Raw genomic sequence first — 18,367 nt, 5'->3', positions numbered from 1 at the left:
GACCGCGAAAGCAGGCACCTGTGCTGACCGTGGACTTCACCCGCTTCCCGCTCGCCGCAGGCGACCGGGTGCTCGACCTGGGCTGCGGCGCCGGACGCCACGCCTTCGAGTGCTACCGGCGCGGCGCCCAGGTCGTGGCCCTCGACCGGAACGGCGAGGAGATCCGCGAGGTCGCGAAGTGGTTCGCCGCGATGAAGGAGGCCGGTGAGGCCCCCGAGGGCGCCACCGCCACCGCCATGGAGGGCGACGCGCTCAACCTGCCGTTCCCCGACGCGTCCTTCGACGTCGTGATCATCTCCGAGGTGATGGAGCACATCCCCGACGACAAGGGCGTGCTCGCCGAGATGGTCCGGGTCCTGCGGCCCGGCGGCCGGATCGCCGTCACCGTGCCGCGCTACGGCCCCGAGAAGGTCTGCTGGGCGCTCTCCGACGCCTACCACGAGGTCGAGGGCGGCCACATCCGCATCTACCGGGCCGACGAACTGCTCGCGAAGATGCGCGGGGCCGGTCTCAAGCCGTACGGCACCCACCACGCCCACGCCCTGCACGCCCCGTACTGGTGGCTCAAGTGCGCCTTCGGCGTCGACAACGACAAGGCCCTGCCGGTCCGCGCGTACCACAAGCTGCTGGTCTGGGACATCATGAAGAAGCCCATGGCGACCCGGGTCGCCGAACAGCTGCTCAACCCGGTCGTCGGCAAGAGCTTCGTGGCCTACGCCACCAAGCCGCACCTGCCCGCGACCGCCGCTGCCGGTACCGATGCCGCCGCAACCGGTACCGATGCCGCTGCCGCCGCCGACGTGCTCGCCGAGGAATCCCCCGGGGCCGAGGCGTGACCACACCCGAGCAGACCGAACACCTCGTCCTGCCCGGAGTCCTCACCGCCGAGCAGGCCGCCGAGACCGTCTCCGCGCTGCTCGCCGTCCAGCGCGACGACGGCGCGCTGCCCTGGTTCCGGGGCCACCACCTCGACCCCTGGGACCACACCGAGGCCGCCATGGCGCTCGACGCCGCGGGCCAGCACGACGCGGCGGAACGCGCCTACACGTGGCTGGCCCGGCACCAGAACGGCGACGGCTCCTGGTACGCCGCCTACCACGACGGCGACCCGGACCGGCCCACCGACCGCGCCCTGGAGACCAACTTCTGCGCCTACGTGGCCGTCGGCGTCTGGCATCACTACCTGGCCACCGGCGACGACGCCTTCGTCGACCGGATGTGGCCCACCGTGTACGCGGCGATCGAGTGCGTACTGCGGCTCCAGCAGCCCGGTGGCCAGATCGGCTGGAAGCGCGAGGCCGACGGAACCCCCGTCCCCGACGCGCTGCTGACCGGCTGCTCCTCCATCCACCAGGCGCTGCGCTGCGCCCTGGCCATCGCCGAACGACGCGAGGAGCCGCAGCCCGACTGGGAGTTGGCGACCGGCGCGCTGGCCCACGCGATCCGCCGTCACCCGGAACGCTTCCTGGACAAGAGCCGCTATTCGATGGACTGGTACTACCCGGTCCTCGGCGGGGTGCTCGACGCGCAGGACGCGCGGGAGCGGATCGACGAGGGCTGGGACCGCTTTGTCGTCCCCGGCCTCGGGGTCCGCTGCGTGCTGCCCAACCCCTGGGTGACCGGCGGCGAGAGCTGCGAACTCGCCCTGGCCCTCTGGGCGATGGGCGAGTCCGACCGGGCGCTGGAGATCCTCCAGTCGATCGGGCACCTGCGTGCCGAGGGCGGCATGTACTGGACGGGGTACGTCTTCGAGGGCGACCGGGACTTCTGGCCCCAGGAACTCACCACCTGGACGGCCGGTTCGCTGCTGCTCGCGGTCGCCGCGCTCGGCGGCGACGAGGCCACCACCGCGGTGTTCGGCGGCGAACGGCTGCCGCGCGGACTGGAACCGGACTGCTGCTGATTCCCGTCGGCACGGCGGCACCGGCCGGTGACCGGCGCCGCCGCTGTGCCGACGCGGAGGTCCGCGACAAGGCGCCCGGCACCGCACAGCCCACCCGCAAATGCGAGAGTTCGACGTGGCGCCCGTACTAGGGTGCGATTCATGGGATCACTTGCGCACGACCTCTACTGCGACGAGATCATCACCCGCACCGACGCGTTGCGGGACGTGCTGCGCGGTGCCGATCTCGGCGCGACCGTGCCCACCTGCCCCGACTGGACCCTGCGCGACCTCGCCGGCCATGTCGGCGGCGCCCACCGCTGGGTCGGTGAGATCGTCCGCACCCGGGCCGCCGAAGCCGTGCGGCCGGAGGACGTACCGCACGTCAGGCCCGGGGGCGACGACCCCGCCGTGCTCGACGCCTGGCTGGCCGAGGGCGCCGCGGGGACGGTGGAGGCGCTGCGGGCGGCCGGGGAGGACCTGAAGGTGTGGTCCTGGGCCTGGGAGCACAGCACCGGCTTCTGGGCGCGCCGCATGGCGCACGAGACGATCGTCCACCAGGCCGACGCGGCGCTCACCGTCCGGGCCGGTTACGAGGTGGCGCCGGAGCTCGCCGCCGACACGATCGACGAGTGGCTGGAGATCGTCTCGTTCGTGCAGGCCGCCGGGAACGAGAAGGCCGCCCGTCTGACCGGACCGGGGCGCTCGATCCACCTGCACGCCACGGACGCCCCGGACGCCGAGTGGCTGATCGAACTCGGCGAGGACGGCTTCGCGTGGCGGCGCGCCCACGGGAAGGCGTCCGTGGCGCTGCGCGGCCCGCTCACCGACCTGATGCTGGTCTTCAACCGGCGCCTTCCGGCGGACAGCGACCGGGTCGAGGTGCTGGGGGACGCGGAGCTGCTGGACTTCTGGCTGGAGCACACCACGTTCGGCTGACCCGGATCCGCCGGGCGGCCTCCGGCAGGCGGCCTTCGGCGGGCCGCCCGGCGTTGTGCCGCTGCCGCTGCCGCTGCCGCTGCCGCTGCCGCTGTGCGGGTCCGGCCGTGCTGGGCCAAGCTGGAGGGGAGAGCCCCGGGGGGTGTCCGGCGCCTGGGCGCGACGCCGCAGGCATGTGCCGGACACCCCCTGGCACCCGGCGGCCCCGTGGAGGTGCCGATGGAGCCCGTGCGTGCCCTGAAACGGATCGCCTTCCTGCTCGAACGCGGCGGCGCCGACACCTACCGCGTCCAGGCGTTCCGCACGGCCGCCGACGTGGTGGCGGCCATGGCGGACGGGGAGGCGGCACGGCGTGCGGGCGACGGCTCGCTGGAGTCGGTCCGGGGCATCGGGCCGCGGACCGCGGAGGTGATCCGCGAGGCGGTGGACGGGCGGCTGCCCGGCTATCTGGCCCGGCTGGAGGAGTCGGCCGCCGCCGCGCCGCGCCCGGAGCACGGCACCGCCCTGCTCGCCCTCCAGCGCGGCGACTGCCACCTGCACTCGGACTGGTCGGACGGCGGCAGCCCGATCGAGGATATGGGCCGCACCGCCGCCGAGCTCGGCCACGACTGGGCGGTCCTCACCGACCACTCGCCCCGGCTGACCGTGGCGAACGGGCTCTCCCCGGACCGCCTGCGCCGGCAACTCGACGAGGTCGCCGAGCTCAACACCCGGTGGGCGCCGTTCCGGCTGTTCACCGGCATCGAGTGCGACATCCTCCCGGACGGCTCCCTCGACCAGGACGACGACCTGCTGGACCGGCTGGACGTCGTCGTGGTCTCCGCGCACTCGAAGCTCCGGATGGACCCGGGACCGATGACCGGACGCCTGGTCGCCGCCGTGCGCCATCCATGGGCGAACGTCCTCGGCCACTGCACCGGGCGGCTGATCACCGGGCGCGGCCGTCCCGAATCGCGGTTCGACGCCGACGAGGTCTTCGCCGCCTGTGCGGAGGCGGGCACGGCCGTGGAGATCAACAGCAGACCGGAGCGGCTGGACCCGCCCCGTCGGCTGCTGCGCGCGGCGGTCGACGCCGGTGTGCTGTTCGCCATCGACACCGACGCGCACGCGCCCGGACAACTGGACTGGCAGATCCACGGTTGCGCCCGCGCCGAGGAGTGCCACGTACCGGCGGAACGCGTGGTCACCACCTGGTCGGCCGACGAACTGTCGACATGGGCGCGCGAGGGCACGATCCCCCGGTCGGCCCGCACCGGGGCGGACGGGGCGGACGGGGCGCGCGGGACGGTCGGCGCCGCCCCGGGACAGGAACGGTGAACCCATGACGGCCACAACCGTGCGCGGCATCGACCACATCGGGGTCACGGTCCCCGACCTGGAGACCGCCACCCTCTTCCTCGCCAGGGCGTTCGGCGCCGAGGTGCTGTACGACGCGTTGCGCCGCCAGGACGGACCGAACGGCGGCCCGGACGTCGAGCGGCTGCTCGGTGTCCCCGCCGGTACCCAGCAGTTGGCGATCAGGATGCTGGCCCTGCCCGGCAACGGGCCGGGCATCGAACTCTTCGAGTTCCAGGGGCCGCGCCGCGAACCGCCCGTGCGGCCCTGCGACTTCGGATGGCAGCACGTGGCGCTCTACGCGGACGACCTGGACGCGGCGGTGCGGGACTGCGTGTCCGCGGGCGCCGTGCTCCTCGCCGGACCCCGGCCGCTGCCCGGCCCCGAGGCGGGGGAGCACAACCGGTTCGCCTATCTGCGCACCCCGTGGGGCAGCACCCTGGAACTCCTGACGTACCCCGACCCGCAGCCCTGGGAGCGCACCGCCGCCCGGCGCCGTGCCCGGCCCGCACCGGTCGGCGCGGCGGCGGCCGGGATCGGGACCGGTATCTGGCCGACGGACCCCGACCGTCCGGGAGCCGCCGGTCCGGGACTCGTGCGCCCGGCGGCCCGGGCCGCCGCACCGGCCGTCGGGACAGCGCCCTGGCCCACCGACCCGGACCGCCCGTGACGGCCGGTGGCGTCGCGGAGCCCGTCACGAGCGGGGCCGCGACTCCTCAGCAGAGTTCCGCGAGCACCCGCAGGGTATGCGGATCCGGCGCCGTCACCAGCAGATCGGTCACCGGACCCGCGCGCCACGACTCCAGCCGCTCCGCGATGCGTTCACGCGGCCCGACGAGCGAGATCTCGTCGGCGAAGGCGTCCGGCACCGCCAGCACCGCCTCCTTCCGGCGCCCTTCGAGGAAGAGCCGCTGGATGCGCCGCGCCCCCTCCTCGAACCCCATCCGGGCCATCAGATCCGCGTGGAAGTTCCGCGCCGCGTGCCCCATCCCGCCGATGTAGAAGCCGAGCATCGCCTTCACCGGCAGCAGCCCCTCCGCGACGTCGTCGCAGACCGACGCGCGGACCATCGGCGCGATCATGAAACCGTCGGGGAGGTTGGTGAGCGACGCCTCGTACACATCGGTGCGCATCGGCGACCAGTACAGCGGCAGCCAGCCGTCGGCGATCCGGGTGGTCTGCGCGATGTTCCTCGGTCCCTCCGCCCCGAGCAGTACGGGGAGTCCGGACCGCAGCGGATGGGTGATGGACTTCAGCGGCTTTCCCAAGCCCGTGGCGTCCGGGCCGTCGTACGGCAGGGGGTGGAACCGCCCGTCCAGTGCGACGGGGGCCTCTCTGGCGAGGACCTGCCGGACCACGTCGACGTACTCGCGGGTCGCGGTCAACGGGCTGCTCGGGAACGGCCGCCCGTACCAGCCCTCCACCACCTGGGGCCCGGACAGCCCCAGGCCCAGCATCATCCGGCCGCCGGAGAGGTGGTCGAGGGTGAGGGCCTGCATGGCGGTCGCGGTCGGGGTGCGCGCCGCCATCTGCGCGATACCGGTGCCCAGCCGGATACGGGAGGTGTGCGCGGCGATCCAGGTCAGCGGGGTGAACGCGTCGGACCCCCACGCCTCCGCCGTCCACACCGACGCGTAGCCCAGCCGTTCCGCCTCCCCGGCGAGCTCCAGATGGCCCGCATTCGGGCCGCGGCCCCAGTATCCGAGCGCGAGTCCGAGCCGCATGCCGCCGCCTCCCACTTCGATTCTGATGCTTCGTCAGATAGCTGACGCAGACGGAGAGTACGGCAGCGGCCCCCCGCCCGGAAGGGCGGGGGGCCGCTGTTCGTGCCGAGATGCGGGCGGGATCAGCCGCGCTGGATGTTCGTGGTGTCCTGGAGCACCCCGCGACGGCCGTCCTGGGTCTGGGCGATGAGCGCCGACCCGCGCTGCTCGACCGCGAGGTACCAGGTACCCGGAGCCAGTTCGGCGATCGGCGACGGCGAACCGTCCTCGCCGTACAGCGGGCGCGCCACCGGCACCGCGAACCAGAACGGGGTGAAGTCGTCGGCCGGGGCACCGGCCGTCCTGCCCGCCTGGCTCTGCTGCGCGTCGGGCTGCCCGGCCTGCGGCTGACCGGCCTGCGGCTGCGCACCGTAGGGCGTCTGCTGACCCGCCTGCGCGCCGTACGGCTGCTGGCCGCCCGGGTAGCCGTAACCCTGTCCGGCCTGCGGCTGACCGCCGTACGGCGACTGCACCGCCTGCGGGCGCGGGGCGCCCATCAGCGGGGCCCGCAGCGCCGGGATCAGCGGGGTCCCGACCGCGCCGAGCGCCAGCAGGATCGCACCGATCAGACCGAGGATCAGACCGGCGCCCGCGTTGCTCGCGTCGATCATCGTCCAGAACGCCGTCCACAGGACGAAGACGCTGAACGCGGTGCCGAGCTGGCCGAGTTCCAGGCCGAGCACCTTGCGGCTCGGCATCGTGCGGCCGACCACGACGAGCGCCGCCGCGATGATGCCGCCCAGGAAGATGCTCATGAGCACCGAGAGCGCGTCCCAGGCGTTCGGGGCCGAGTAGCCGGAGCAGTTGAGGCCCGCGGGGCACGTGTAACCGTTGAGGTGGAGGAAAGAGGCGATGAACAGCACCACCGCTGCTCCGATCACCACGCCGTCGCCTCGAGTGAGGGAGCGCATATTCACGTGAAGGTCCTTAGTCGATCGTCTCGTCGGGTGGTCGCCGCACCGCCAGGGGGGCGGTCACGGCGTGCGAAGCTCGGGGGTGGCTCCCTATCGTACGGATGAATCTATCGTCTGCCGGGGCGGGGCGTGATCCTGCCCGGAACTCGGACGCTCTTCCCCGTGTTTCACGTCGGAACGTCCTTCTTGCTACCCCTTCAGGTAGCTGCTGATGCCGTCGGCGATGCCCTGCGCCGCCTTCTGGCGCCAGTCCGCGGCGGTGAGCAGAGCAGCGTCCTTCGGGTCACGCATATTGCCGCATTCGATGAAGACCTTGGGTACGGTCGACAAATTCAGTCCGCCCAGATCCGTGCGCGTGTCCAACCCGCTTCCGCCGCCGATGTAGTTGGAAGGCGCACTTCCGGTATCGCGGACGAAGAGGCCGGCGATCCTGGTGCCGAGATCGCGCGACGGTTCGACAATCCTCGTGGTGTCCGCCTTCCCGGCACGCACCGGCCCGGGGAGGATCACATGGAATCCGCGGTTGCCGACTGCGGAACCGTCCGCGTGCACCGACACCACCGCATCGGCCCGTGCCTCGTTGCCGATTCGGGCACGCTCGTCCACACAGGGCCCGTACGGGCGGTCGCCGTCCTGGGTGAGCACGACCTTCGCGCCCTGCGCCCGGAGGAGATCCCGCACCCGGTGCGACACGTCCAGGGTGAAGCGGGCCTCCGCGTAACCGGCGTCGGTCGATGTCCCGGTGGTGTCGCACTCCTTGCGCGTGCTGCCGATGTCCACCCGGCGGTTGATCTCACGGGTGTGCAGATGGTTGTCCGGATTGTGCCCCGGGTCGATGACCACGGTCTTCCCGGACAGCGGCCCGGAGACCGGCGGGTCCGCCGGCTTCGCGGACGCCGAGGACCCATGGGACGGTGCGGGCGGTGCGGGCGCCCTCCCAGGCGCCGGGGCATCGTGCGACGTCGGCGGTGCGGCGGCGGAACCGTCGCCGCCGGGCCGGGGCGCGGCCTGTGGCCCGTCGTCTCCGCCCGCGCCGCAGCCGGCGGCGGACAGGCACACGGCGGCGAGCGCGGCGGCGGCGAACAGGGGCCGGCGGCGCGGTGTGGGGGGAACGCTCTCGTCGTACGGCACCCCGCGATGCTATCGGGGCGCGTACCGGCCGGGCCGGACGCCGGACGCCGGGGTCCCGCGCCCGGCACCGTACCGGGCGGGCCGGGCTCCCGGTGGTCCGGCCCGTGCCCGCCCCTCGCCCGGCCCGGCCAGGCGCCCGCAGGCCGTTCGACCGTCCGTCAGATGCCCGGACCGGTACGCCGCAGCACCCGCAGCGAATCCGTGACCGACACCTCGGTGAACGCGCCGGAGGCCAGCGCACGCAGATAGATCCGGTACGGGGCCTGGCCGCCGTGCGCCGGGTCCGGGAACACGTCGTGGATCACCAGCAGCCCGCCCTCGGCGACATGCGGCGCCCAGCCCTCGTAGTCGCCGTTCGCATGCTCGTCGGTGTGCCCGCCGTCGATGAAGACGAAGCCCAACTGCCCGCCCCAGACGGCCGCGACCTGCGGGGACCGTCCGACCATCGCCACGACGTGGTCCTCCAGCCCCGCCGCGTGCAGGGTCCGGCGGAACGTGGGCAGCGTGTCCATCCGGCCGACCTCCGGATCCACCACGGTCGGGTCGTGGTACTCCCAGCCCGGCTGCTGCTCCTCGCTGCCGCGGTGGTGGTCGACGGTCAGCGCCGTCAGCCCCGCCGCGCGGGCGACATCGGCGAGAAGGATCGTGGAACGCCCGCAGTACGTCCCGACTTCGAGCAGAGGCAGTCCCAGCGCGGCGCCCTCGACGGCGGCCCGGTACAGCGCCACCCCCTCGACCACCGGCATGAAGCCCTTGGCGGCCTGGAAGGCGGCGAGAATCTCCGGCGACGGCTCGGCAATCTCCGGCGACGGCTCGGCGACGGACTCGGCGGGCACGGGTTCCTCCGTAAGTTGTTAGGTGGCCCGGGAGGGCCGGATGTGGCGCACGGGTGCGCGTCGGACGGCGCTTCATCGTGCCGTACGCCCGATCCGGCGGCGCGGGCGGGGGCGCGTACCCCACACGGACCGCGGCGCCGCACGTCACGCGGACCGCCGACCGCCGTTCGCCGGTGGACCACCAGTCGTGGAGCACCCGAGGCCGTGTCACGGGAACGACGCGAACGTGACGGGTGCGGGTCCACGCGTGCCGGACGGCGTCCGGGCGGAAAAACCGTCGACGTACCGCCCACCGCTCCGGCACCCTGCGCGGTATGAACGCTCCCTCCTTTCTGCCCGGTCTGGAGCTCTGCCGCCGCTTCTACGTCGAAGCCGTGCGCCCACTGCTGGCGGAGGCGGTCCCCGGACTTGTACATTCCGCAGCTCGGATCGGCAGCGGCTCGGAAGTCCTCGGCTACGACACGGCCCGCTCGGCGGACCACGACTGGGGGCCGCGCGTCCAGGTCTTCCTGAGCCCCGAGGACATCGACCGCCACGGCGAGCGGATCGATGCCCTGCTGTCCGAACGGCTGCCGAAGAGCGTCTGCGGCTACCCGACCCATTTCGCCGCCACCGGCGAGACGGGCATCGGGGTGATGCGGGCGACCGACGGACCCGTTCGGCACCGGGTCGAGATCACCGACCCGTCGGCCTGGTTCGTCGCGCGGCTCGGCTTCGATCCGGGGGAGGGCGTCGGTACGGAGGACTGGCTCGCCGCCCCCACCCAGCGCCTCGCCGAGACGACAGCGGGCGCCGTCTTCCACGACGGGCTCGGGCGGCTCGGCCCGGCCCGGGCCGCTCTCGACTGGTATCCGCACGACCTCTGGCTCCACGTGCTGGCCTGCCAGTGGCAGCGGATCTCCCAGGAGGAGGCGTTCGTCGGCCGCTGCGGCGAGGTCGGCGACGAACTCGGATCGGCCGTGGTCGCCGCCCGGCTGGTGCGCGATCTGATGCGGCTGTGCCTGCTGATGGACCGCCGCTACCCGCCGTACGGCAAATGGCTCGGCTCCGCCTTCGCCCGCACGTCCGAAGCGGCCGTCCTCACCCCGCATCTCACCGCCGCGCTGGCCGCCACCGACTGGCACACCCGGGAATCCCACCTCGGCCGCGCCTACGAGACGGTCGCGGCCCTGCACAACCGGCTCGCCCTCACCGACCCGGTCGACCCGGCCACCCGGCCGTACCACAGCCGCCCGTTCCGGGTGCTGCACGCCGAACGCCTCACCGCCGCCCTCACCGCCCGCATCACCGACCCGGGCGTGCGGGCCCTCCCGGTGGGCGGCGCCGTCGACCAGTTCGTCGACAGCACCGAGGTCCTCACCCGCCCGGAGTCCGCACGGGCCGTCGTCCGGGCCGTGCTCGACGCCCCGGGGCCGTGAACCGGCGCGGGGGCCGCAGGCCCGTCATGCCGTACGCCCCCGCCGGGCGGGGCATCCGTCCGGCGGGGGCGTACGAGGGGTGAGCCCGGGTCGGGGCATCCCGGCAGGGCTGCGATATGGAGGTCAGCAGCTCTGCCAGAGTCGGGTCATGACGCGGACGCCGAAGCGCAGGCCCTCCAGCGGGACGCGTTCGTCCACGCCGTGGAAGAGGCGGCCGTAGTCCAGGTCGTGCGGAAGCTTCAGGCCCTTGAAGCCGAAGCAGCGGATGCCGAGGTGGGTGAACGCCTTGGCGTCGGTCCCGCCCGGGTTGCAGTACGGGACGGGGTGGCCGTCCGGGTCCTCGGCGCGCACGGCCGCGCACATGGCGTCGACCAGCGGGCCGTCGAACGTGGTCTCCATCGCGATGTCGTGGTTGACCCACTCGCGGGTGACCGAGGGCAGGATCAGCCGGTCGATGGTGTCGATCAGCTCCTGCTCATGACCGGGCAGGAAGCGCCCGTCCACCCGCGCGGTCGCCTTCCCGGGGATGACGTTGGTCTGGTAGCCGGCGTCGAACATGGTGGGGTTCGCGGAGTTGCGGAGCACCACCTGCATGAAGTCGGAGACCGGGCCGAGGCGTGCCAGGCTGCCCTCGATGTCGTTCTCGTCGAACTCGACGCCGTAGAGGCGGGCCGCCTCCTCCAGCAGGGCGCGGACCGGTTCGATCAGGCGGATCGGGAAGGTCTCGCGGCCGATGCGGGTCAGCGACTCGGCGAGGTCGGTGACCGCGTTCTCGTCGTTGGGGGACGAGCCGTGGCCGGCCCGGCCGGTGGCGGTGAGCTCCATCCAGGCCATGCCGCGCTGGGCGTTCTCGATCGGGTAGAGGCGACGGGTGTCGTCGATCGCGAAGGAGAAGCCGCCGCCCTCGCCGATCGCCTCGGTGACCCCGGCGAACAGTTCCGGGCGGTGCTCGACCAGCCAGTGGGCGCCGAACTTGCCGCCCGCCTCCTCGTCGGCGAGGAAGGCGAGGACCAGATCGCGCGACGGCTCGGTGCCGGTGCGGGCGAAGTGGCGGGCGGTGGCCAGCATGACGGCCACCGTGTCCTTCATGTCGATCGCGCCGCGACCCCAGAGGTAGCCGTCGCGGATCTCGCCGGAGAACGGCGGGACCTGCCATTCGGCGGCGTCCGCGGGGACGACGTCCAGGTGGCCGTGGACCAGCAGGGCGCCGCGCTCCGGGTCGCTGCCCGCGATCCGGGCGATCACGCTGGCCCGGCCGGGGGCCGACTCGATCAGCTCGGACTCGATGCCCACCTCGGCGAGGCGGCCCACCACCCAGTCGGCGCAGGCGCGCTCGTCGCTGGTGGGGTTGGACGTGTCGAACCTGATCAGTTCGGCGCAGAGTTCGACGACCTCGTCCTGGGCCAGGTCGGAGGCCGGGGCGAGCGGGGAGGTGGGGTCGGGGGTGTTCATGCTGCTCCCACGGGGGTGGTGTCACGGGCGGCGGGGGCGTCGGTCGCCCCGTCGTCGTCCAGGGTGGAGGTGCCGTACGGCTTCACCCAGCCCAGCAGGCCGAGGACGCTGTACAGGACGAAGGCGGTGGCCAGCGAGTTCAGGGCCGGGATGCCGCCGTCGTAGAACTTGCCGACGCAGAACGCCGCGATCCAGATGACGAGGGACATCGGGACCCAGGTCGGCGAGGACTTCGGCAGGGTCTCCGACTCGCGGGTCTCGTCCAGCGGCTTGCGCATCCGCTTCACGATCCAGTACTCGGCCACGATGATGCCGCCGATGGGCGGGATGGCGACGCCGAGGACGGAGAGGAACTCCGTGAAGTGGGTCATGATCCCGACCGCGGACAGGGCCGTGCCCGCGATGCCGAGGACGACCGTGACCGCGCCGCGGTGCATCCGCTTGCCGAAGACGACCTGGAAGAAGTTGACGACACCGAGCGAGGAGCCGTACAGGTTCCAGTCGTTGATCTTGGCGGTGGACATCAGGACGACGATCACGCCGAAGGCGCCGGAGGTGGAGAGCACGATGTGCGAGACCTCGCTGCTCTTCACCAGGTGGCCGAGCAGCACACCGGTCAGGCCGACGATGTACTCGGAGAGGATCATCGACGAGGCGCTCTGCAGGAAGACGTGCGAGCCCTTCCGGTTGTACCGGGTCATCTCCGGGGACACGATCGCGCCGGTCATGTAGCCGCCCGCGATGGCGGTGGCGGCGACGGCGAGCGGGATCGTCTGGCCGGGCGGCGGGGAGTTGATCAGATCGCTGAGGGAGTGGTCCTTCAGCGTCGATATGACCGACCAGGCGACCATCGCGAAGAACAGCGGCGTGACGATCTTGGCGAAGGTGGCCATGTACGTGAAGCCGAAGATCACCAGCACGGTGATGGCGATGCCGGCGAGCACGCACCACATCCAGGCCGGGCCGCCGACCAGCGCCGAGACGCTGTTGCCGAAGATCGTGTTCTGGACGCCGAACCAGCCGACCAGGCTGACCGCGATGACGAAGCTGACCAGCGCCGAGCCGTTGCGGCCGAAGCCGACCCAGCGGGTCAGCATGGGTGTCGCCAGGCCCTCGCGCATACCGGCCAGGCCGATTGCGAAGATCACGATCTCCAGGATCACCGCGCCGAGGGTGAAGGCGAGGAAGGCGTCGCCGAAGGTCATGCCGACGCCGATGGTGGCACCGAGGGTGAACTGCGAGATCGAGCCGGACTGGGCGAGCCACTGGAGCAGCATGGACCAGAACCCGAACCGCTTGTCGCGCGGGACGCGGGAGAGCGAGTAGTCGTCGCTGCCGATGGCCTTGGACTCGTGGGCCGCGGTCTCGGCCTGCGGGGTGGCTGCCATCAGGACTCCTGGGGTGTGCGGCCGAGGGTCTGGAGGTGAGCCAGCGACCCGTAACGGCTGACGAGGTTGTCGAACTCCACCGCGTCGTGGAAGTCCAGGTGGCCGCCGCCGTAGGTCTTGGCGACCTCGACGGCGTAGCGGGCGGCGGACGCGATGTCCGTCTCGTGGCTCGCGCCCGTACCGCAGCCCGGCACCGCGGCGGCCGAGGTGATGGCCAGGCCGACGACCGGGGCGGCCGTCGCGGTGGCGGGCTGCAGGATCGAATTGATGTGGTGTGCACCGTTACCGTACGGGGTGATGTCCTGCGTGGTCACGGGGTACGTGACCAACGGCTCACCCGTCACCACGGCCAGCAGCTCGCCGAGCCGCTCGCTGACCCGCAGCACCCAGCCCTCCTTGACGGTGGGCGACAGGGCGAGGCCCTTGTGGTTGATGATGCGGTTGCCCTTGGTGGTGTCGATGGAGAGCACGGCCTCCATCTCGTCGGTCACCTCGTGGCGGTTCATCGTCGCGATGTCCACGGGCGAGCCCATGAACGGCACCGGGTCGTGCGGCTCGGTCGGCGCGCTCGGGCAGATGTGGGTGGCGACGATCACATCGCCGGGCAGCACGTCGCCGCGGCGGCGCATGTCGAGCAGCTTCGCGGCGGTGGCGATCGCCGCGACGGCGCCGTCCGCGTCGGAGACCATGCCGGTCACCTCGGGCCGGGCACCGATGCCGCCGAGCCGGCCCACCACGCCCAGCGTGCGGGCGTCGCCGCCCGAGGCGCGTCCTCGCGAGCCCGGGATGCGGACCATCACGAAGTCCGTCGAGCCCCGCTCGCCGACGACCGTCGTGACCTGCGCGGACGCGCCCTCGGCGCCGCTGACGGAGTCGAGGTACCCGGCTACGGCCTTGCCATTGACCTGGGGATCGTCAAGAAGATCGACGATGTCCAGCACGTACTTCAACATGGGGGGCCTTTCTCACTCATCCGGACACCCGGGACGGCGCGATCCGGTCACCCGGGCCGACGCCCGACGGGGGAGAGGGCGGGGCGGGGTGTTCAGGCAACATTCGGGATCGGATAGCGTTGAACGCAATGGTTTCCCGTTATTTGCAATTCAGGTCTGAATGGTGAGATGACGATGGCAGAGTTCGATCTCGACCGGCGCACCCCCGCCGGGGCGCTGCAAACCGTCGACCGGGCACTCCTGGTCCTGCTCGCCTTCGAACGGACCCGGCCCGACTGGGGCGTCACGGAGGTCGCCGAGGAGTTCGGCTGGGACACCTCGGTGGCCCAGCGGCTGCTCGCCACTCTCGCCGGGCGCGGCTTCCTCGTCTCCGACCCGGTCACCCGCCGCTACCGCATCGGGCCCGCCGTGCTGCGCCTGGGCAGGCTCTGGGAGCGTTCCGGATCACTGGAACTGCTGGCCGGGCCGGTGCTGGAGGAACTGCGCCGGGTCACCGGCGACACCGTGCTGTTCTGCCTTCCGGACAGCTTCCACATGCGGTGCGTCGCCGCCGAGGAGGGCGTGGCCGGCCCGCTGCGCTACTACCCCCTGGTCGGCGAGCTCTACCCGGCGCACGCCGGGGCCACCAGCAAGTCGTACTACGCGTACCTGCCCGACGAGCAGCGCCACCGGCTCTTCCGGGGCCGCCCGATGGCCCGCTTCACCGACCGGACGGTCACCGACCCGGACCTGCTGGAGGAGGAGTTCCTCAAGATCCGCTCCCAGGGCTACGCCTGGACGGTCGGCGAGTACGACACCGGGATCGCGACCGTCGCCGTCCCGGTCTTCCTCGGCCGCGAACCGTACGGGAGCCTCAGCCTCGGCGGCGCCGAGGAGCTCTTCGGGGAAGCGCCCGAGGACCGGCTCGAACCCCTGCGCCACGCCGCCCGGTTGCTGGAGCGGCGGCTCACCCAGCCCCCGCAGCGCCCCAAGCCGCGCACCCGCCGCCCCCGTACCGCCACCTGATGTCCCGGGCGCCTTCGGGCCGCCCGCGGCCCCGCCCCCGTACCTCCCGAGGCCGCCTCGTGTCCCGGGGCACGGCGCCGCCCCGATGAACCGCCTACACACGAATTAGGAACCCCGTGAATCTGCTCCTGCTCTCCAACTCCACCCAGTACGGCCGTGGTTACCTGGAACACGCCCTCGACACCGTCACCGCGTTCCTGCCCTCCGGCGCCCGGCTCGCCTTCGTGCCGTACGCGCTCGCCGACCACGCCGCGTACACCGCACGCGTCCGCGACGCCCTCGCCCCGTCCGGCATCACCGTCCGCGGAGTCCACGAGAACGCCGATCCGGTCGCCGAACTCGCCGCGTCCGACGCCGTGTTCATCGGCGGCGGCAACTCCTTCCGGCTGCTGAGTGCCCTGTACCGGACCGGTCTGCGGGACGCCGTCATGGAAGCGGTGCGCGACGGACTGCCGTACATGGGCGCCAGCGCGGGCACGAACATGGCGGCCCCCACCCTGCGCACCACCAACGACATGCCCATCGTCCAGCCGCCGTCCTTCGAGACGCTCGGACTGGTCCCGTTCCAGATCAACCCGCACTACCTCGACCCGGACCCGGAGAGCACCCACAAGGGCGAGACCCGCGAGGAGCGGCTCACCGAGTTCCTGGAGGAGAACGACGTGCCGGTGCTCGGCCTGCGTGAGGGGACGTGGCTGCGGGTCGACGGACGCCGGGCCCGGGTGGAGGGCGCCCGCCCCGCCCGGCTGTTCGTGCGCGGCGCCGAGCCGCAGGAGCTCCCCGCCGGGTCGGACGTCTCCCATCTGCTCACGACGACACCGCGGTTCGACGCTCCGGCGCGCTGACGGCAACGACCTGGGGGCACCGGCGGGGTGGATCAGCGAGCGGTGTCATGCGGCTTCGGATCGGAGGCGGAGGCGGAGGAGGGGGCGAGGGCGGAGTCGCGGGGCGTCGGGAGCCCGCTCCCTCGTGCTCCCCAGGCCGTCAGCACCAGATCGGTGTCGACCGGCAGCCCGTCGCCCGGGTAGGTCACGGAGCGGGCGCGCGGTGCGTACCCGGTGGCCGACCCGGCGAGTACGTACGTCCCGGCGGACGGGGCGGACAGCGCATAGCGGCCCTCCCCGTCCGCGACGGCGAGCCCGGCCTGCCTGCCGTGACGGTCGATCAGCGTGACGTTGGCGCGGGCCACCGGGGTGCCGCCCTCGGCCAGCACCCGGCCCCGGAAGCCGCCCGAGCCCGCGACCGGGCGGGAGGCGGACGGCACCGGGGCCGGGGCCTCGTCCTCGCTGCTCGCCAGCAGCGTCGGGCGCACGGCCTCGCGCCGCGACGGCAGGAACGCGGCAAGCACCAGCCCGCCCGCCACCGCGCCCATCGCGATCAGGAACGAGATCCGGAAACCCTCCATCGACGGCACCGGCACCCCGCCCGTCCGCACCGAGGTGTTCGCCAGCACCATGCCGATCACGGCACTCGACACCGAGGTGCCGATCGACCGCATCAGGGCGTTCAGGCCGTTGGCCGCCCCCGTCTCGGACGGATCGACGGCCCCGATGATCAGCGCGGGCAGCGAGGAGTACGCGAGTCCGATACCGGCCCCGATCAGCACCGCGATCACCACCGTCTGCCAGGCGGAGCTCATCAGCCCGAGCCCCGCCCCGTAGCCGACCGCGATGACCAGCATCCCGGCCATCAGCGACACCTTGGGGCCCCGACGGGCGGAGAGCCGGGCGTACAGCGGGGCCACGAGCATCATCGTCAGCCCGAGCGGCGCCACGCACAGCCCGGCGACCACCATCGACTGCCCGAGGCCGTACCCGGTGGCCGTCGGCAGCTGGAGCAGTTGCGGAAGGACCAGCGACACGGCGTAGAAGGCGACCCCGACCATGATCGAGGCGAGGTTGGTGAGCAGCACCTCGCGCCGGACCGTGGTCCGCAGATCGACCAGCGGGGCCGGGCTGCGCAGCTCGAAGAGGCCCCACAGCACCAGGATCAGCAGTGCGGCGGCGGCCAGGCCGAGCGTGGTGGGCGAGGTCCAGCCCCAGTCGCTGCCCTTGGTGACGGGCAGCAGCAGGCAGACCAGGCCGATCGAGAGGCCGAGCGCTCCGGCGAGGTCGAACCGGCCCGGGGCGCGCAGCGAGGTCTCCGGCACGGCGAGGACGGTGAGCGCCATCGACAGCACGCCGAGACCGGCCGCACCGAAGAACAGGGTGTGCCAGTCGAAGTGCTGGGCGACCAGCGCGGCGGCGGGCAGCGCGAGACCGCCGCCCACCCCGATCGAGGAGCTCATCAGCGCCATCGCCGACCCCATCCGCTCCGGGGGCAGTTCGTCGCGCATGATGCCGATGCCCAGCGGGATGGCGCCCATGGCGAAGCCCTGGAGCGCGCGTCCCACGATCATGATCACAAGGTCGTCGGTGAAGCCGCATATCAGGGAGCCGGCCACCATGACGGCGAGCGAGGCGAGCAGCATCTTCCGCTTGCCGTGGAGGTCGCCGAGCCGCCCCATGATCGGTGTGGCCACGGCCCCCGCGAGCAGGGTCGCGGTCATCACCCAGGTGGCATCGGACGGGTCGGTGCGCAGAAGGGTGGGCAGATCCTTGATGACGGGGACGAGCAGGGTCTGCATCACCGCGACGGTGATGCCCGCGAAGGCGAGCACGGGGACGACCCCGCCGCCCGCGCCGCGCGTCCGTGGACCGGGGAGTTCCCCGGTGTGCTGTCCGTTCGTCGTCTCTGGCATGCGTGCGGCCTCCGGGCGGCGTCGTCGAACGAGAGCGAGGGGGCGGGCGCGGCGTGCGTCCGCGTCGGTGGGCGGCACCGACCGTCAACGACCCCACCCGGCAAGGACGGTGGGCGAGGTCGTAGGTGCGTGCATGCCGAAACCGCCCCCGGGGGTGAGGTATTCCGGTGAACGGCGCGCGAGGGCGACAGCCCGCCCAATTGGCCTGAAGTGAGCTGTGGGTGCGGGGAGTTGGGCGCATGGACGAGGCGGGTGCGGGGTCGGGGCGACGTCCGGCGGGGTGGCGACTCGAGGAGCAAGGGGGAGCCCGCGCCCCATCGCTCTCCAGGCCGTGAGGCTTCGCCCGATCCGCCGGTGCGCGATCGGGGGAGAGCCCCTGCGAACCGCTGCCCGGGATGCGGTGCGTGCTCCGGGGGCTCGGCGCGGAAAGGGCCGCGTGGAGCAGGGGGCCCACGGCGACGCGGGCGGCTGGATCGAGCGGGGCACCCCCGCCGCGGGCACCGCACCCTCCGGTCAGGTCCACATCTGAGCCGACACCGTGACCGTGCGGGCCGGGGGAGCCGATCCCCGGCCCCGCCCGTGCCCCGTCCCCCGTCCGGGGGCGGGGCACG

At 72.8% G+C, this 18,367-nt stretch carries 16 protein-coding genes; 8 read left to right on the top strand and 8 right to left on the bottom strand.

Annotated elements, in window-relative coordinates; translation table 11 throughout:
- The first annotated feature begins 20 nt into the window (after window positions 1–20).
- The 5 genes from ACFC79_RS04275 to ACFC79_RS04255 all read left to right on the top strand — a co-directional run bounded on the left by ACFC79_RS04275 (window position 21) and on the right by ACFC79_RS04255 (window position 4,826).
- A complete protein-coding gene (locus ACFC79_RS04275; RefSeq protein WP_376235004.1) occupies window positions 21–836 on the top strand; it encodes a methyltransferase domain-containing protein in 816 nt (271 codons plus the stop codon).
- Window positions 833–1,903 carry a prenyltransferase gene (locus tag ACFC79_RS04270; RefSeq protein WP_376235002.1) on the top strand — a complete coding sequence of 357 codons (1,071 nt, stop codon included), beginning with the start codon at window positions 833–835 and terminating at the stop codon, window positions 1,901–1,903. The genes ACFC79_RS04275 and ACFC79_RS04270 overlap by 4 nt, the downstream gene beginning before the upstream one ends.
- A 141-nt stretch (window positions 1,904–2,044) precedes the next feature.
- Complete coding sequence (locus ACFC79_RS04265; protein ID WP_376234999.1) at window positions 2,045–2,821, top strand: maleylpyruvate isomerase family mycothiol-dependent enzyme; 777 nt, start codon at window positions 2,045–2,047, stop codon at window positions 2,819–2,821.
- Between the two features lie 219 nt (window positions 2,822–3,040).
- Complete coding sequence (locus ACFC79_RS04260) at window positions 3,041–4,138, top strand: PHP domain-containing protein (RefSeq protein WP_376234997.1); 1,098 nt, start codon at window positions 3,041–3,043, stop codon at window positions 4,136–4,138.
- Window positions 4,139–4,142: 4 nt separating this feature from the next.
- Window positions 4,143–4,826, top strand: a complete 684-nt coding sequence (locus ACFC79_RS04255; protein ID WP_376234995.1) for a VOC family protein — start codon at window positions 4,143–4,145, stop codon at window positions 4,824–4,826.
- A 46-nt stretch (window positions 4,827–4,872) separates the two neighbouring features.
- Here ACFC79_RS04255 and ACFC79_RS04250 read toward each other — a convergent pair whose 3' ends face one another.
- The 4 genes from ACFC79_RS04250 to ACFC79_RS04235 all read right to left on the bottom strand — a co-directional run bounded on the left by ACFC79_RS04250 (window position 4,873) and on the right by ACFC79_RS04235 (window position 8,710).
- Window positions 4,873–5,880, bottom strand: coding sequence for an LLM class F420-dependent oxidoreductase (locus ACFC79_RS04250; protein WP_376234993.1), 1,008 nt, complete (start codon window positions 5,878–5,880; stop codon window positions 4,873–4,875).
- 122 nt (window positions 5,881–6,002) lie between these two features.
- Window positions 6,003–6,836, bottom strand: coding sequence for a hypothetical protein (locus ACFC79_RS04245; protein WP_376234991.1), 834 nt, complete (start codon window positions 6,834–6,836; stop codon window positions 6,003–6,005).
- Window positions 6,837–7,022: 186 nt separating this feature from the next.
- Complete coding sequence (locus ACFC79_RS04240) at window positions 7,023–7,964, bottom strand: N-acetylmuramoyl-L-alanine amidase (protein WP_376234989.1); 942 nt, start codon at window positions 7,962–7,964, stop codon at window positions 7,023–7,025.
- Between the two features lie 158 nt (window positions 7,965–8,122).
- The gene (locus ACFC79_RS04235; RefSeq protein WP_376235787.1) at window positions 8,123–8,710 is read right to left on the bottom strand and encodes a class I SAM-dependent methyltransferase; all 588 of its coding nucleotides are present in this window, start codon (window positions 8,708–8,710) and stop codon (window positions 8,123–8,125) included.
- Between the two features lie 404 nt (window positions 8,711–9,114).
- Here ACFC79_RS04235 and ACFC79_RS04230 point away from each other — a divergent pair, with 404 nt between their 5' ends.
- Window positions 9,115–10,218 (top strand): DUF4037 domain-containing protein, encoded by a 1,104-nt coding sequence (locus tag ACFC79_RS04230; RefSeq protein WP_376234986.1) that lies wholly within the window; start codon window positions 9,115–9,117, stop codon window positions 10,216–10,218.
- 123 nt (window positions 10,219–10,341) lie between these two features.
- On the opposite strand, the gene ACFC79_RS04225 is transcribed toward ACFC79_RS04230, so the two are convergent.
- Genes ACFC79_RS04225 through ACFC79_RS04215 form a run of 3 tightly spaced genes read right to left on the bottom strand, consistent with a single transcriptional unit; the run spans window position 10,342 to window position 14,011 of the window.
- Complete coding sequence (locus ACFC79_RS04225) at window positions 10,342–11,670, bottom strand: M20/M25/M40 family metallo-hydrolase (RefSeq protein ID WP_376234984.1); 1,329 nt, start codon at window positions 11,668–11,670, stop codon at window positions 10,342–10,344.
- Entirely contained in the window at window positions 11,667–13,058 is a 1,392-nt protein-coding gene (locus ACFC79_RS04220; RefSeq protein WP_376234982.1) for a cytosine permease, read from the bottom strand. The genes ACFC79_RS04225 and ACFC79_RS04220 overlap by 4 nt, the downstream gene beginning before the upstream one ends.
- Window positions 13,058–14,011 (bottom strand): DUF1177 domain-containing protein, encoded by a 954-nt coding sequence (locus ACFC79_RS04215; protein ID WP_376234979.1) that lies wholly within the window; start codon window positions 14,009–14,011, stop codon window positions 13,058–13,060. The genes ACFC79_RS04220 and ACFC79_RS04215 overlap by 1 nt, the downstream gene beginning before the upstream one ends.
- Window positions 14,012–14,179: 168 nt before the next feature.
- On the opposite strand from ACFC79_RS04215, the gene ACFC79_RS04210 reads away from it, so the two are divergent.
- A complete protein-coding gene (locus ACFC79_RS04210) occupies window positions 14,180–15,016 on the top strand; it encodes an IclR family transcriptional regulator (protein WP_376234978.1) in 837 nt (278 codons plus the stop codon).
- Between the two features lie 116 nt (window positions 15,017–15,132).
- The gene (gene pepE / locus ACFC79_RS04205) at window positions 15,133–15,861 is read left to right on the top strand and encodes a dipeptidase PepE (protein ID WP_376234976.1); all 729 of its coding nucleotides are present in this window, start codon (window positions 15,133–15,135) and stop codon (window positions 15,859–15,861) included.
- A 32-nt stretch (window positions 15,862–15,893) separates the two neighbouring features.
- Here the strand turns inward: pepE and ACFC79_RS04200 are convergent, their stop codons facing one another.
- Window positions 15,894–17,756 carry an MFS transporter gene (locus ACFC79_RS04200; protein ID WP_376234974.1) on the bottom strand — a complete coding sequence of 621 codons (1,863 nt, stop codon included), beginning with the start codon at window positions 17,754–17,756 and terminating at the stop codon, window positions 15,894–15,896.
- Window positions 17,757–18,367: the final 611 nt, after the last annotated feature.

It is taken from the genome of Streptomyces sp. NPDC056061 (genome assembly GCF_042266885.1).
GTDB lineage: Bacteria > Actinomycetota > Actinomycetes > Streptomycetales > Streptomycetaceae > Streptomyces.
Note: the sequence above shows the minus strand (reverse complement) of the source record. Positions and strands in the feature narration are given on the sequence as shown.

Coding starts and splice junctions, on each gene's coding strand:
- ACFC79_RS04265 (WP_376234999.1), top strand. CDS start 2,045: ATGGGATCACTTGCGCACGACCTCTACTGCGACGAGATCATCACCCGC.
- ACFC79_RS04260 (WP_376234997.1), top strand. CDS start 3,041: ATGGAGCCCGTGCGTGCCCTGAAACGGATCGCCTTCCTGCTCGAACGC.
- ACFC79_RS04255 (WP_376234995.1), top strand. CDS start 4,143: ATGACGGCCACAACCGTGCGCGGCATCGACCACATCGGGGTCACGGTC.
- ACFC79_RS04250 (WP_376234993.1), bottom strand. CDS start 5,880: ATGCGGCTCGGACTCGCGCTCGGATACTGGGGCCGCGGCCCGAATGCG.
- ACFC79_RS04235 (WP_376235787.1), bottom strand. CDS start 8,710: ATGCCGGTGGTCGAGGGGGTGGCGCTGTACCGGGCCGCCGTCGAGGGC.
- ACFC79_RS04230 (WP_376234986.1), top strand. CDS start 9,115: ATGAACGCTCCCTCCTTTCTGCCCGGTCTGGAGCTCTGCCGCCGCTTC.
- ACFC79_RS04225 (WP_376234984.1), bottom strand. CDS start 11,670: ATGAACACCCCCGACCCCACCTCCCCGCTCGCCCCGGCCTCCGACCTG.
- ACFC79_RS04220 (WP_376234982.1), bottom strand. CDS start 13,058: ATGGCAGCCACCCCGCAGGCCGAGACCGCGGCCCACGAGTCCAAGGCC.
- ACFC79_RS04215 (WP_376234979.1), bottom strand. CDS start 14,011: ATGTTGAAGTACGTGCTGGACATCGTCGATCTTCTTGACGATCCCCAG.
- ACFC79_RS04210 (WP_376234978.1), top strand. CDS start 14,180: ATGACGATGGCAGAGTTCGATCTCGACCGGCGCACCCCCGCCGGGGCG.
- ACFC79_RS04200 (WP_376234974.1), bottom strand. CDS start 17,756: ATGCCAGAGACGACGAACGGACAGCACACCGGGGAACTCCCCGGTCCA.